12 protein-coding genes are annotated in these 13,801 nt (G+C 64.7%); 8 read left to right on the plus strand and 4 right to left on the minus strand.

The genetic code is table 11. The features are described from left to right. The first annotated feature begins 47 nt into the window (after positions 1 to 47). A complete protein-coding gene (locus ACT3TP_RS10330) occupies positions 48 to 593 on the plus strand; it encodes a dihydrofolate reductase family protein (protein ID WP_096285224.1) in 546 nt (181 codons plus the stop codon). Between the two features lie 7 nt (positions 594 to 600). On the opposite strand, the gene ACT3TP_RS10335 is transcribed toward ACT3TP_RS10330, so the two are convergent. Then, positions 601 to 1,086, minus strand: coding sequence for a hotdog fold thioesterase (locus tag ACT3TP_RS10335; RefSeq protein ID WP_444615320.1), 486 nt, complete (start codon positions 1,084 to 1,086; stop codon positions 601 to 603). On the opposite strand from ACT3TP_RS10335, the gene polA reads away from it, so the two are divergent. The 5 genes from polA (at position 1,085) to ACT3TP_RS10360 (ending at position 9,418) form a co-directional block, all read left to right on the plus strand. Next, complete coding sequence (gene polA / locus ACT3TP_RS10340) at positions 1,085 to 3,787, plus strand: DNA polymerase I (protein ID WP_444620546.1); 2,703 nt, start codon at positions 1,085 to 1,087, stop codon at positions 3,785 to 3,787. The genes ACT3TP_RS10335 and polA overlap by 2 nt on opposite strands. 101 nt (positions 3,788 to 3,888) lie before the next feature. Next, complete coding sequence (locus tag ACT3TP_RS10345; RefSeq protein ID WP_105568916.1) at positions 3,889 to 4,791, plus strand: polysaccharide deacetylase family protein; 903 nt, start codon at positions 3,889 to 3,891, stop codon at positions 4,789 to 4,791. Positions 4,792 to 4,858: 67 nt separating this feature from the next. After that, on the plus strand, positions 4,859 to 6,172 hold the full coding sequence (locus tag ACT3TP_RS10350; protein WP_444620547.1) for a GNAT family N-acetyltransferase: 1,314 nt from the start codon (positions 4,859 to 4,861) through the stop codon (positions 6,170 to 6,172). Between the two features lie 218 nt (positions 6,173 to 6,390). Continuing rightward, a complete protein-coding gene (rpsA, locus tag ACT3TP_RS10355; protein WP_105552334.1) occupies positions 6,391 to 7,872 on the plus strand; it encodes a 30S ribosomal protein S1 in 1,482 nt (493 codons plus the stop codon). Positions 7,873 to 8,104: 232 nt separating this feature from the next. Then, the gene (locus ACT3TP_RS10360; RefSeq protein ID WP_444620548.1) at positions 8,105 to 9,418 is read left to right on the plus strand and encodes a hypothetical protein; all 1,314 of its coding nucleotides are present in this window, start codon (positions 8,105 to 8,107) and stop codon (positions 9,416 to 9,418) included. Here ACT3TP_RS10360 and ACT3TP_RS10365 read toward each other — a convergent pair. The 3 genes from ACT3TP_RS10365 to ACT3TP_RS10375 form a co-directional block, all read right to left on the minus strand. Continuing rightward, entirely contained in the window at positions 9,415 to 11,034 is a 1,620-nt protein-coding gene (locus tag ACT3TP_RS10365; RefSeq protein ID WP_444620549.1) for an HNH endonuclease signature motif containing protein, read from the minus strand. The genes ACT3TP_RS10360 and ACT3TP_RS10365 overlap by 4 nt on opposite strands. Before the next feature lie 62 nt (positions 11,035 to 11,096). Then, positions 11,097 to 12,227, minus strand: a complete 1,131-nt coding sequence (locus tag ACT3TP_RS10370) for a class I SAM-dependent methyltransferase (RefSeq protein ID WP_105649534.1) — start codon at positions 12,225 to 12,227, stop codon at positions 11,097 to 11,099. Then, positions 12,212 to 12,883: an IMPACT family protein gene (locus ACT3TP_RS10375; RefSeq protein WP_105552330.1), complete on the minus strand. Its 672-nt coding sequence runs from the start codon at positions 12,881 to 12,883 to the stop codon at positions 12,212 to 12,214. Before ACT3TP_RS10375 ends, ACT3TP_RS10370 begins: the two co-directional genes overlap by 16 nt. Before the next feature lie 26 nt (positions 12,884 to 12,909). On the opposite strand from ACT3TP_RS10375, the gene coaE reads away from it, so the two are divergent. Then, positions 12,910 to 13,500: a dephospho-CoA kinase gene (gene coaE, locus ACT3TP_RS10380; RefSeq protein WP_444620550.1), complete on the plus strand. Its 591-nt coding sequence runs from the start codon at positions 12,910 to 12,912 to the stop codon at positions 13,498 to 13,500. Then, positions 13,500 to 13,757 (plus strand): hypothetical protein, encoded by a 258-nt coding sequence (locus ACT3TP_RS10385; protein WP_096285202.1) that lies wholly within the window; start codon positions 13,500 to 13,502, stop codon positions 13,755 to 13,757. The genes coaE and ACT3TP_RS10385 overlap by 1 nt, the downstream gene beginning before the upstream one ends. Positions 13,758 to 13,801 lie beyond the last annotated feature (44 nt).

The raw sequence follows: 13,801 nt of genomic DNA on the forward strand, positions 1-13,801 counted from the left end.
CAAAAACTAGATATTGCCTTCGATGGAGGCACCCCTAGACTGGAGCTATGACTAGCTTCAAGTACTACGTGGGTGCCTCCATCGACGGCTTTGTGGCCGATCATTCGGGCGACACGCATTGGCTACGCCCGTTCACCGAGCTGCCCGGCTACCAGGCCGACCTCCGCGAGTTCTTCGACAGCATCGGCGCGGTGGTCATCGGCGGCAAAACCTACGACACGATCGTGCGGGATATCGGCGAAGGGCGCCTGCAATGGCCATTCGGCGCGAAGCCGGTGTGGATCTTCACCCACCACGAGCTTCCCTCGTTGCCGGACACGGACCTGACCTTCATCCGCGGTGAAATCAGCTTCTGGAGCCGCGACATTGCCAAAAGCGCCGGCGCCGGGGATGTCTGGCTCGTTGGCGGTGCGGATCTGGCCGGCGGCTTCATCGAGGCCGGAATGCTCGACGAACTCACCGTGGTGACGGTGCCGGTGTTCCTCGGCGGCGGGGTGAACATTTTCGGCCGCGACACCAACGCGCAGCTATCCGGGCTGAGAATCCGTGAACTCGGCGACGATATCTTCGCCTCAAGCTACGCCGTCTCCTAGCTCTCGGCTAGCCCTCGATGGGCAGGAGCATATTGGTGATCCGGGCCGTGGCCACGCGTTGGCCTGCCTCGTTGGTGATGACGATCTCATGGGTGGTGATGCGCCGGCCCAAGTGCAGCGGCGTGCACACGGCGCTGACCAGCCCCTGGCGCGCGGCCTTGTGGTGGGTGACATTCAGGTCGACTCCTACCGGGTTTGCCTTGCCCTGCGCGTGCAGGGCCGCAGCCATCGAGCCCAAGGTCTCGGCCAGCGCGGCAGACGCCCCACCATGCAGGATGCCTACCACCTGAGCGTTTCCTGCTACCGGCATGGTCGCGCAGACTCGGTCGGCGCCAAACTCGGTGAAGTGGATATCAAGCTTTTCGACCAGCGTGCCCACCCCGTGCCCGTGGAGAAAAGGCCACATCGCCTGCGGGACACCATGCCTGGTCAATTGCTGGGCAAAGGGGTGTGCTGAAGATTGCTCGTCGTGAGAAGTGAAATTGTCGCTCATGGCAACTAGGCTTTCAGGTGTGAGCGAAACTACCAAAACGACATTCACGTCGGACAAGAAACTTCTGATCATCGACGGACACTCGATGGCCTTCCGCGCGTTCTATGCGCTGCCAGCCGAAAACTTTGCGACAAGCACCGGCCAGCACACCAATGCCGTCCACGGATTCGTCTCCATGCTGTTGACGATGATCCGCCAGCAGAAGCCTACGCACGTTGCGGTGGCCTTCGACCTGGACACCCCAACGTTCCGTTCCCTGGAATACACCGAATACAAGGGCGGACGAAATAAGACTCCGGAAGAATTCTATGGCCAGATCGACCTGATTCAAGAGGTCATGAAGGCGATGAACATTCCCAGCATCACCCTTGAAAGCTTTGAGGCCGACGACATCTTGGCCACCCTGGCAACCCAGGGCGAAGAACAGGGCTTCGAAGTTCTTGTCGTCTCCGGCGACCGCGATGCCTTCCAGCTGATCACCGACAAGACCATGGTGCTTTACCCGAAGAAGGGGATCAGCGATATCCCGCCGATGGATGCCGAAGCGGTAGAGACCAAGTACTTCGTGCGCCCCGAGCGCTACTCGGACTTGGCCGCGCTGGTGGGGGAGACCGCCGACAACCTGCCGGGCGTGCCCGGGGTGGGGCCGAAGACCGCCGCGAAATGGCTGAACCTCTACGGCGACCTCAACGGCATCCTGGAAAACGCCGACGCGATCAAGGGCAAGGTCGGCGAGAGCCTGCGCGCCCACCTGGACAATGTCACCCGCAACCGGCGGCTGAACCAGTTGCGCCACGATCTGGAACTGCCGGTGAGCCTGGACGAGGCCGAACTGGTCGCGCCGAACCGCGACGAGATCGAAAACCTCTTTGACGCCCTGGAATTCAACACCCTGCGCAAGCGGCTCTTCGATCTCTTTGCCGCGCAGGAGGATGAAGAACAGCCCGAAGCGGCGGCGTTCGAGCGGCTTGAAGCGCAGGATGCGAAGGCGCTGGGCGAATTCATCGCCCAAGGCCAGGGGGCGCCGATTGCGGTGCAAGTGGCGGTGGCCGCCGGCGAAGCCGTCGGGGTGGCGCTGTTCCGTGAGGGCAAGGCGCTCTGGCTGGAGCTGTCCAGCCTGGGCGAAGACAGCGAGAAGGTGCTTGCCGACTTCCTGGCGGACGCGCAGGCGCCGAAGATCTTCCACGACGCGAAACTCGCCATGCATCGGCTTTACGAGCGTGGTTTCCGTGTTTCCGGCCTGGGCGATGACACGTTGATCAGCGCCTACCTGATCCAGCCGGACCGGCGCAGCCACGAGCTGGTGGATCTGGTGCAGTACCACCTGAAGTACACGGTGCCGGTGCTCAAGCCGGCGAAGAAGGGCGAACTGGATCTGGGCCTCACCGCGGACCTGGCCGAGCCGACGCTGGCCCAGGCGCAGGCGGTTTTTGATCTGTCCGCGTTCCTGGCCACCAAGCTCGCCGAAAAGCATGCCGCGGAGCTGGCCAAGGACATGGAGCTGCCGCTGATCGACGTGCTCTTCGGGATGGAGCGTGCGGGCATTGCGGTGAGCCGCGAACGCCTGGACGAGCTGCACGCGCACTTCACCTCGCAGGTGGACCAGGCCACCAAGGAGGCCTACGACGCCATCGGGCACGAGGTGAACCTCTCCAGCCCGAAGCAGCTGCAGGTGGTGCTCTTCGAAGAGCTTGACCTGCCGAAAACGAAGAAGATCAAAACCGGTTTCACCACCGATGCCGAATCCCTGCAGGATCTGCTGGTCAAGACCCAGCACCCGTTCCTGGTGGCGCTGATGGCGTACCGCGAGGCGATCAAGCTGCGCCAGACCGTTGAGGGGCTGCTCAAATCGATCGGCGACGATGGCCGGATCCACACCACCTATGCGCAGACGGTGGCCGCGACCGGACGCTTGTCCAGCCTGAACCCGAACCTGCAGAACATCCCGATCCGCTCCGAAGAGGGCCGGCGCATCCGCGACGTGTTCGTCGTCGGCGAGGGATACGAAACCCTGCTGACCGTGGACTACTCGCAGATCGAAATGCGTATCATGGCGCACCTGTCCGGCGACGAGGGCCTGATCGAGGCCTACCAGAGCGGCGAGGACCTGCACCGGTTCGTCGGTTCGCATGTCTTCGACGTGGCCCCCGAAGAGGTCACCAGCGAGATGCGTTCGAAGGTGAAGGCGATGAGCTACGGCCTGGCCTACGGGCTGAGCTCCTTCGGGCTGTCCAAGCAGCTGAAGATCTCCGTCGACGAGGCGCGCACGCTGATGAAGGACTACTTCGCACGCTTTGGCGCGGTGCGCACCTATCTGCGTTCCGTCGTCGACCAGGCGCGCAAGGACGGCTACACCGAAACGATCTTCGGCCGCCGGCGCTACCTGCCGGAGCTCAACAGCTCCGATCGCAGGCTGCGCGATATCGCCGAACGCGCGGCGCTGAACGCGCCGATCCAGGGATCCGCCGCGGATCTGCTGAAGGTCGCGATGCTGAACATTGCCAAGCTGCTGGCCGAGGGGAAGTACAAATCCCGGATGCTTTTGCAGGTGCACGATGAGCTGGTGCTGGAAATAGCCGCCGGTGAACTCGACGCGGTGCAGGAACTGGTGACGGGCGAGATGAGCCGGGCCGCCGAGCTGAAGGTCCCCTTGGACGTCCAGCCGGGCATCGGCAAGTCCTGGCATGAGGCCGAGCACTAGGAGCCCTGCTCCCGAAGCGAAGCAAACACCGAGGGGCAGGGGCATCTGATGGTGCACCTGCCCCTCGGTGCGAACCACTGTGCATGATGGAAGAGACGAACATGGAACAGCGCTCGCGCCGCTGGGCTTTGAAGGCCGGAGCCTTGGGCTTCGGGGCAGCCGCAGCGGGGCTGCTTAGCAGCTGCGCTGCACAGGTGCCCAAGGGTGCGTCGGAATCGATGGCTGCATCCTCGCCTGCTTCGACAACCAGTACCCCTGCAACCAACGCGCCCTCGTCCGTTGCCAGCCCCGCGCAGCAGTACCCCACGCGCGCGCAGATCATCGAGCAATTCAAGAATGCTCCGGCAGGCGAGTTCGGTTTGGAGGCCAAGGGGATCGAACTGGCGATGCCCACCGGGAAAAATAGGGTGGCGCTGACCTTTGACGCCTGCGGGGGAGCGCATGGTTCGGCTATCGACCATGCGCTGATCGATGCCTTGCGCGAGCGCGAGGTGCCCGCAACATTGTTCGTCAACCAGCGATGGGCCAGGAGCAACGGCAGATACTTGGCGCAGCTGGTAGACGATCCATTGTTTGAAATCGCAAATCATGGAACCTCGCATGTTCCATTGACCATAGATGGGCAAGCGGCCTACGGAATTTCCGGAACTCGTTCGGTGGGCGAAGCCTACGACGAGGTCATGGGCAACCAGCGGTATCTGAACGATGAGTTCGGGGTGGCGGCGCGGTTTTTCCGATCGGGCACCGCGCATATGGATGAGGTCTCAGCGGCGCTGTGCCGCCAGCTGGGACTGATCCCGATGAACTTCACGGTGAATCTGGATGCGGGCGCGACCTTCCCGGCAGCAACGGTGGCCGCACAATTTCAGTTGCTGAAGGACGGCGGCGTGGGGATCGGGCATTTCAACCAACCGGCGTCAGGCACGGCCCGGGGGATCGCTCGCGGACTGGCTGGTGCCCTCCAGGACGGACTGGAGTTCGTTAAGCTCTCCGAAGCCTGGTGAACCCCTTGCGCCGCACCGGCGCTAGCATAGACTGTGATCAGCCACATATTTCCTGCCGAGGAGCACGATGGAATTAGCAAGCAAGCCGAAGCTGGAAACCCGGACCTACCAGGCCACCGTCCGCAGCCCCGAGCTCGATGAATCGATCAAGCTGTTCCACCAGGCCACCGGGATCGGCTTCTATGAGCAGCTGCCCGAAGAGAACCAGTGGTCGAACTACCTGGATCTGACCTACGCGCTGAAAATGCGCTTTTCACTGGTGTTCGATCCAGCTGCCGAGCCGCACTCGCGACATGCCGCGCACCCGGTGCACACCTATGGCGCGTTCCCAGGGCTGCTCAATGCCGGCGGCCAGGCGCCCGTTGCAGCGCACAAGATTACTGCGGTCACGGTCGCTCCGAGCTATCGGCGGCGCGGAATCCTGTCGAGGCAGATCACTGCCGACCTGGCTTATGCCCAGCAGGCGGGATTCCCGATTGCGGCGTTGACCGCGTCGGAGGCGACCATTTACGGGCGGTACGGCTTCGAGCCAGCCACCTACCAAAGCCGATTCACGCTCAAGTGCGCCCACGGGGTCAAGCTGCGGGTGCAGGTGCCTGGACAGGTGATCGACATCGATCCGAAGCAGTTCGGAGCCGAGTATGCTGCGCTGGCCGTGCGTGCGCTGGAGCAAACCTTCGGTTCCGTGGACAGCACCGAGTACGACAACGGCTTCGCCCTGGGACGCTGGGACACTTGGGAGACCTTGGATAAGCCGAAGAACCTGCGCTTCGCCGCTTATTACGACGGCGCCGGCCAGCTCGGTGGTTTCGCCGCCTACAAGTTCGGCGGATGGGATGAGCCCAAGGCAAAGCTGGTCGTGCAAAAGCTGGTGGCCACGAGCGACGCCGCCCGCTTCAAGCTCTTCGAGTACCTGGGCAACCATGACCTGGTCGAGGAAGTGCACGGCCAAGGCCCTGTGGCGGATCCACTGCGCAATGTACTGGATAACGTGCGGGACTACCAGGTGCGTTCGATCGATGATGTGCTGTGGCTTCGGGTGCTTGACGTTGCCGCTGCCTTCGAAGCCCGCGGCTACAAGCGTGACGGCCGTCTGCTGTTGTGCGTGAATGATCCGATGAACCTGATCTCCGGAACCTACCTGTTCGACGTGTCCGATTCCCGCGCCACGGTGAGCCGAATCGAGGAAGGGCAGGCCGAATCCGATCTGCCGCGGGTGGCGCTGTCGGAGCGGGATCTGGCTGGACTGTATCTGGGCACGGTTCAGCTGGACCTCCTGCTTGCGTCAGGACGCGCTGAACTGGAAGGCGGAGGAACAGCAGGGCCGTGGCTGGACTTATTCAGCACGGCTTGCGAGGGATTCACTCCGCACGGTTTCTAGTGGGACGGGTCGCATTAACCGGCAGATATGACGAAGTTCACAAAACGCTTGCGAGGATGTTGGCGGGTTACGCTTTGACCCGCCGTGTGCTAGGCGCGTAGACTTGAACAGCGTGCCATGGCTTTGTCGTGTCCGCATTCATGTTCTACCCCCTTCGAAATTCCGGGACTTCCGGGGTTTCGACTGATCAAATCTATCCACATCGGAGTCCCTACTACATGACCATCACCTCGAACGAGAACAGCAGCGCACCAGTTGTCGCAATTAACGACATCGGATCCGCTGAGGACTTCTTGGCCGCAGTCGATGCCACCATCAAGTACTTCAACGATGGTGACCTCGTCGAAGGCACCGTCGTCAAGGTTGACCACGACGAAGTTCTGCTCGATATCGGTTACAAGACCGAAGGTGTCATCCCTTCCCGCGAGCTTTCCATCAAGCACGACGTTGACCCAGGTGAAGTTGTCACCGTTGGCGACAGCGTCGAAGCCTTGGTCCTGACCAAGGAAGACAAGGAAGGCCGTCTGATCTTGTCCAAGAAGCGCGCTCAGTACGAGCGTGCCTGGGGCGACATCGAGAAGATCAAGGAAGAAGACGGCGTCGTTACCGGTACCGTCATCGAGGTTGTCAAGGGTGGCCTCATCCTGGACATCGGCCTGCGTGGCTTCTTGCCAGCATCGCTCGTCGAGATGCGCCGTGTGCGCGACCTGGCTCCGTACATCGGCCAGGAAATCGAAGCCAAGATCATCGAGCTGGACAAGAACCGCAACAACGTTGTGCTTTCCCGCCGTGCATGGCTCGAGCAGACCCAGTCCGAGGTCCGCTCGACCTTCCTCAACAAGCTGGAAAAGGGCCAGGTTCGTCCGGGCGTCGTTTCCTCCATCGTCAACTTCGGTGCATTCGTGGACCTTGGCGGCGTAGACGGCCTCGTCCACGTTTCCGAGCTGTCCTGGAAGCACATCGACCACCCATCCGAGGTTGTCGAAGTTGGCCAGGAAGTCACCGTCGAGGTTCTCGAAGTCGATCTGGACCGCGAGCGCGTCTCGCTGTCGCTGAAGGCTACCCAGGAAGATCCTTGGCAGACCTTCGCCCGCACTCACGCGCTGGGCCAGGTTGTACCAGGTAAGGTCACCAAGCTGGTTCCATTCGGTGCGTTCGTTCGCGTCGAAGACGGCATCGAAGGCCTTGTCCACATCTCCGAGCTTGCAGTGCGCCACGTTGAACTGGCCGAGCAGGTTGTCTCCGTGGGCGACGAGCTGTTCGTCAAGGTCATCGACATCGACCTGGAGCGCCGCCGCATCTCGCTGTCGCTCAAGCAGGCTAACGAAGGCGTGGACCCAGAGGGTACCGAATTCGATCCAGCTCTGTACGGCATGGCCGCAGAGTACGACGAAGAGGGCAACTACAAGTACCCAGAGGGCTTCGACCCAGAGTCGAACGAATGGCTCGAGGGCTTCGACACCCAGCGCGCCGCTTGGGAGGCGCAGTACGCTGCCGCTCAGGAGCGTTGGGAAGCTCACAAGAAGCAGGTTGTTGCCGCAATCGCTGCCGACGCAGAAGCAGAGCCTGCTGCTGCCGGCGAAACTGCCGCAGCTGCTGCTCCAGCATCGTACTCCTCGGAGGCTCCAGCCACCGATGCAGGCACCCTGGCTTCGGACGAAGCACTGGCTGCCCTGCGCGAGAAGCTGACCGGCAACTAATTTCTGTTGCTGCGCTGAGCTTAGCGTCTAGCTAGGCAAGTACTGAGAGGAAAGGTCCAACCCGCTCCGGGTTGGGCCTTTCCTTCATTTAACTGCTCTTTTCCAGATACAGTTCATCCAGGCTGCGTAGGGGGCGTATTGAAGATCAACCCAAAGGTGGAGTGCAAGCATAAAGTCCGGCCTATAGACTAAATCATTGTTAGCGGGTAGTCGAGGCCGGTGAGGATAAGCAATGGCTCAGTTGAAGGCGAGATACGCCTCGGAGGGAGTGCGGGCGGCGCAAAGCAAGCCTGTGCCGTTCTACTCGGTGACCGAGGAAGAGTGGCGCAGCATCCCGCGCGACATCCCCAATGTGATCGTCCTGCTCGCGAGCTGGCTGCCGCTGATCGCGTTGAACGTTTACCTGTTCCGCTTCGCCTACCGCGATCGGGAAGAGCTCGAACTGGGCGGACTGCTGACCTTCTCGGTGATCGCCGCATGCGTTGCGGTGATGTGGGCCGCCTGCCGGATCGCGCCCTGGTTGGCTTTGACGGCGACGGCCGCGCTGTATCTGATCCTGCAGCCGGTGGGTGTGCCGCAGCTGGTGCTGCTGGGCAGCGGCGCCTTCTTCGGGCTGCTGGCGCTGACGGGACTGTTCAATCAGCTGCGCTTTATCGCCAGGTTGCGTCGTTGGCGTGCTCTTTCAACCTCCACGGTCGATATTCCGCCCGAGCAGCGCTCGCGGTTGCACGCTTACCGGCAATTGCCGAAAACGTTGTGGTATCTGGCGCTGGGCTCGATGATCTACCCCTTGCTGAAGCTGGTCTGGCAGTTTTTCACCGATGCGAAGCAGGTGGTCAACGCGCTGGATCGGGATCGCATCGACTCCCTGGTCATCGGAGTCATGGCATTGGCTCTGTGCCTGGTCGTGGTGCTCGTGCGGTTCATCGAACAACGGCTGGCCGGGCACCTTGCACTGGAGATCCCGCTGGCCCGGGGATATGGACCGCTGAGTTTCACCGCGGTGGGCAAGGTGGTGCCGACCGAGCCGCCGTCCGGGGGCGGATGCGATTGCACGGATCCGGGCCGGGAGCCCAAGACGCTGGAATACGGGCAATTCGCCGAATGCCTCGATAACTGCCGGGTGCATGGGATCGCGGCGGTTAATAACTTGAGCCCCGCCGAATTCTTGCGCGTGGCCGATCAGCCATGGGTCTGGGGCGAGCATGTCAGCGACCGTCTGGTGCGGCGCGGGGACCGGATGGTGATCGCCGGGCTCAGCGGCTGGGACTCGATGCCGGTGCGTTTGGAGGTGCGTACGGTGTTCGGCCAGGGCCGCCAAGCGGCCGCGAACTACCTGCCGCGCCGGGCCGCGGAACCGCGCAAACGCCAGGCGCGTGGACTGCATTGGCGCGATGGAGCGGATAACACCATGCAGGTCGAACAGTTTGACCCGGCCGCACTGCCGGAGTTCGAGCGGATCTCCTTGGCTGGCGCCGGGATCGATGGCTATGCGGTGCGGGTGCGCAGCAAGCGGCCGTTTATCTGCGAACACCCGGTAGGCTAGGCCGCGCGGCGGGCATTGATGCTGTTGCGTTGCGGAGTCTGCGTCGGATCGACGAATTTGGGCAGGATGACCTGCGGGACGCCGCCGTTGGAGGCAACCTTCAGCACTCCGGCATGCACGTCGTGATGATGCCCGGTGCACAGGCAGCAGCCTAGGTACACCGCGGTGGGTCCGCCGTTTGACCACCACCAGATGTGGTGGAGTTCGCAGTGCTCGGGCGGCACGGTGCAACCGGGCACAATGCAGCCACGGTCTCTGGCTTTGATCGCCCGGCGCATGTACTTGGGGAAGTTTCGTTGTTCGCGGCCGATGTCCAGGATTTCGCCGCGGCCGCCGAGCACCAGGGGAATGATCTTCGCTTTGGCCAGGGCCTGTCTTAGGTCGGTGGGCCGCATTTCAAAGCCGCTGTCGGTCACCCCGTGGGTTTTGGCCAATCCGGTCAGCTCCGCCAAGGTCAGATGGACCATGATGGTGGGCTGAACCACCGGGATCTCGGGGTCCGCCGGGGCGAGCGCCTCGCCGGGTGTGCCCGCGGAGGGCTTCTGCGCGGTGCGGGCGGTCAGCAGCCGGCTGAGCTTCTTGCTATTGACCGTCAACAGGTTCATCAGCCCCTGCAGTCGGCGCCGGGCGACCGTCGCCTCCACCAGCGGGTTCCAGGTGCTCGCCGCGGCCTGTTCGTCGGAGACGAAATCCGGGTGCTCCGGGATGGCGCCCGGTGCGTGGGCCGATTCGACTTGGCGGCTGGCGGCGCCGGCCTCGGTGCGCGGATTGTCCGCCTGCGAAAGCAGCGATTCGAAGGCAGCGGCGTCCAAGGCGGAGAGCCGGACCTGGTAGACGATGAGCCCATCCTTTTCACCCTGGCGGTAGATTCCGGCAGCCGACTCCGGCTCGAGCTCGGCAGCGGTGGCCTTGGCGGATTTGATCAGCTGGTTCAACTTCTTGGACCGGGTTTTCGGTTCCGGCTCCTCCAGCAGTTCCACGGCGGCTTCTTCGACCAGCTGCCCGCTGGCATCCTGCGCACAGGCCGTGCCGGGTGCGTCGAATTCTCCCGGAACCGGTTCGAGCTTATGCAGCCGGCGGGCGGCGCTCAGCGTTTCGCGCGGGTCGGCGCCGCGGGTGGCGAAGCGTTGGGCGAGGCGGGGGAATTGCGCCGGGCAGCGGTTTCCCTGCTGGTCGAATTGGCAGATGACCAGGTGCGCGTCCTCCACCCGGCGGCGGGCCTCGAAAATGTCGAGGTTCAGCCAGGCGGCGAGGAGTTCCGTCGCGCCCTTGTAGCTGGGGCGGGACTCGGCGAAGGCCGGGGCTGTGGCGTAGTCGGTGGCCTGCGCGCGCAGCGCGTCGAGGGTGGCGATGTCCAAGCGGTGCGCGCCGCTGGCTTCAACCAGGTGGGCGCAGTGGGTTTGGGTGCGGACCGCCTCATGGGCCAGCCGTTCGGTGTGCGTGCTCAGGGCCAGCGCGGCCCGCGGGTCGGTGAGCGTGGTGCTGGCGGTGCGCAGGGCGGGCAGGATGCTGGCGGCGAGCGAGGACAGGGCCAGCAGCTCGGGGGTGGAAAGTTCCCCCGAGCCGGCCAGCTGCGCTTGCAGATCCGCGACGGTCTGCTCGATCCTCGTACTCATGGCTCCAGTGTGCCCGGGGCGCGGCCCGAAGCGCGCGGCCGGGTTCCGGGGTGTGGATAAGGTCAGCGGCGGCGAACGGAGCGGGTGACGGTGAAGGTGGAGTTGCGGGCGAGCTGTTCGGTGGGGCCGATGCGCCGGGCGAGCTCGCCGCGGTAGCGCAGGTGCGAGTTGAAGACGCAGAGCAGGATCCCGCCCTCGGCCAGGACGCGGGCCGCCTCGTCGATCAATTTCAGCGCGATGCCGGCGTGGACCGTGTTCCCGATGTGGAAGGGCGGGTTGAGCGTGACCAGCGTGGCGCTGGCCGCGGGGTGCCGGGCCAGGCCGTCGTCCTGCACGGCGCTGATCCGTCCTTCGAGCCCATTGGCGGCGGCCGAAAGCCGGGTGGAGGCGACCGCCGAGGCCGAATGATCCGAGGCGTCCACGCGCAGCGCGCGGTGGGTGAGCGCGGCGTAGACTCCGATGGAGCCGTTGCCGCAGGCCAGATCGAGCAGCGTGGCATGGTCGGAGAGCTCCGGCAGGTTTTCCAGCAGCAGCCGGGTGCCCGGGTCCAGGCGTTGCGCGCCGAAGGTGGCCGCCCCGGCGCGCAGCGTGAATTCGGTCCCGTTCACCGAATGCGTGGCCGCGAGCGGGTAGGCGCCCGACGGTGCCCCGGGCAAGGGGGTGTGCACGGTGAGCACGCGGGCCTTCTGCCGGGCGTGCGAGACCTCCAGGGCGGCAAAGCGCTTGGCCAGCAGCTCGTTCATCGTGCGGTTCATATGCTTGAGCATGCCGCCGGCGTGCACGATGGTGTGCGCGTCGCACTGCGCGGCGATGGCGGCGGCCTGCTCGTCAAGCACATCCAGCCCGCGCGGCAGGCAGAGCAGCACCAGGGTCGCGCCGCGGGCGACCTCATCGAGCGCGCGGAATTCCAGGCGGTCCGCCCAGTCCGGGGCCAGCCGCTGCAGGTTCGCGCTGATCGCCCGCGCGGAGGTCAGCGAGTCGGTGTGCACCTGCACCCGGCTTGCGCCGGAGGCCAGCGCCCCGAGGGCCAGCGCGCCGTAATGGTCCCCGATCACGGCCACCGTCTCCGGCCAGTGCGTGACGGTGTCCAGGATCAGCCGGTCCGCGGCATCGGCGGCGAAGAGGTTCTCCGCCTCGATATCGGGCCAGCGGCGCAGCTGCGCCAGGAGTTCGCGGCTCATAGGTCCACCCATCTGGTGTCGATCGGGCGCAGCATTCCGGCGCCGGAGGTCAGTGTGGCGATGGCGGTGCGCAGCGCCTGGGCGTCACCGGGCTCGTCGTTGATGCCGATGCGCAGCACCGCGTCGGTCTCCCGCCAGAGCGTGTCGCCCAGCTGGTAGCCGGCGGAGCGCAGCTCGTTCTCCCAGCGGGCGGCCAGCGCATGCGCGGCGGGCAGCTCGAAGAGGCGCAGCCGTTGGCGGGTGCGCAGGGCCGCGTGGTTCAGCGCCTGGGAGACCGAGTCGGAATAGGCGCGGACCAGGCCGCCGGCGCCGAGCTTGATGCCGCCGAAGTAGCGCACGCAGACGGCGAGGACATCGGAGAGGTCAGCGCCCTGCCCGGTATCGCGTTTGGCCAGCGCCTCGAGCATCGGGATTCCGGCGGTGCCCGAGGGCTCCCCGTCATCGTTCGAACGCTGGGTCATCCGATCCGGGCCGATGATGAACGCGCTGCAGTGGTGGCGGGCGTCGAAATGGGTTTTGCGCAGCGCCGCGAGATGCGTCCGGGCGGCGGCCTCGGATTCGACGCGGAAGAGGTAGGTGATGAAGCGCGAACGCTTGATCTCGACCTCGTGCACGCTGTCGCCGCCGAGCGTGGTGTAGCGGGTGGCGGCCGAGTCGTTGGTGTTCATCGTACTTAGTTTATAGGGTGGTAGGCATGATCCATGTGGGACTGACCGGCGGCGTGGCTTCCGGCAAATCGGCAGTGGCGGCGCGCCTGGTCGAACTCGGCGCGGTGCTGATCGACGCGGACAAGCTCGCGCGGGAGGTTGTTGCGCCCGGAACCCCGGGCCTGGAGGCGATCCGGGAGGCCTTCGGGGACGCGGTCTTCGCCGCCGACGGGACGCTGGACCGTGCGGCGCTCGGTGCGCTGGTCTTCGGCGACGAGGCCCAGCGGCGCAAGCTCAACGCCATCGTGCACCCGCTGGTGCGCGCCCGGGCGCAGGAGCTGCGGGCGGCCGCGGGGCAGCAGGCGATCGTGGTGGAGGACATTCCGCTGCTCGCCGAATCCGGGCAGGCACAGGATTTCGACACCGTCATCGTTGTGCAGGCCCCCCGCGCGGAGCGGATCCGCCGGATGGTCGAGGACCGCGGGTGGAGCGAGGCGGAGGCCGAATCCCGGATGGCCGCCCAGGCCAGTGACGCGCAGCGCGCGGCGATCGCCGACCATCTGCTGCATAATGAGGGGACACTCGAAGAGCTCCGCGCCCGGGTGACCGAACTATTTGAGAAGGAACTGCGCCGCTGATGCTGAAAATTTCGAAGTGGACGATGCTGGCGAGCTTCGCCCTCGCGCTGGTGCTCTGGCTGGGCTTCGGAGGCCGGGCGGAATACGTCGGATCTGCGGGCCCCTACTCGCCGGTGGTGTACCTCTCCGGCTGGATCGCCCTGCTCGGGCTGATCGCCGCCACCACGCTGACCGTCGGGTTCTTCGGCGCGCAGATCCGCCGGACCGCGGCGCGCAATGCGGTGCGCACCGGCACCCGGCTGGGCCGCGGCAAGTAATTTCGCGATCGGCATGCCCCCGAGCGTAGGCGAGTGCCGGTGCG

The organism is Glutamicibacter sp. AOP38-B1-38, assembly GCF_052377485.1.
Classification (GTDB): domain Bacteria; phylum Actinomycetota; class Actinomycetes; order Actinomycetales; family Micrococcaceae; genus Glutamicibacter.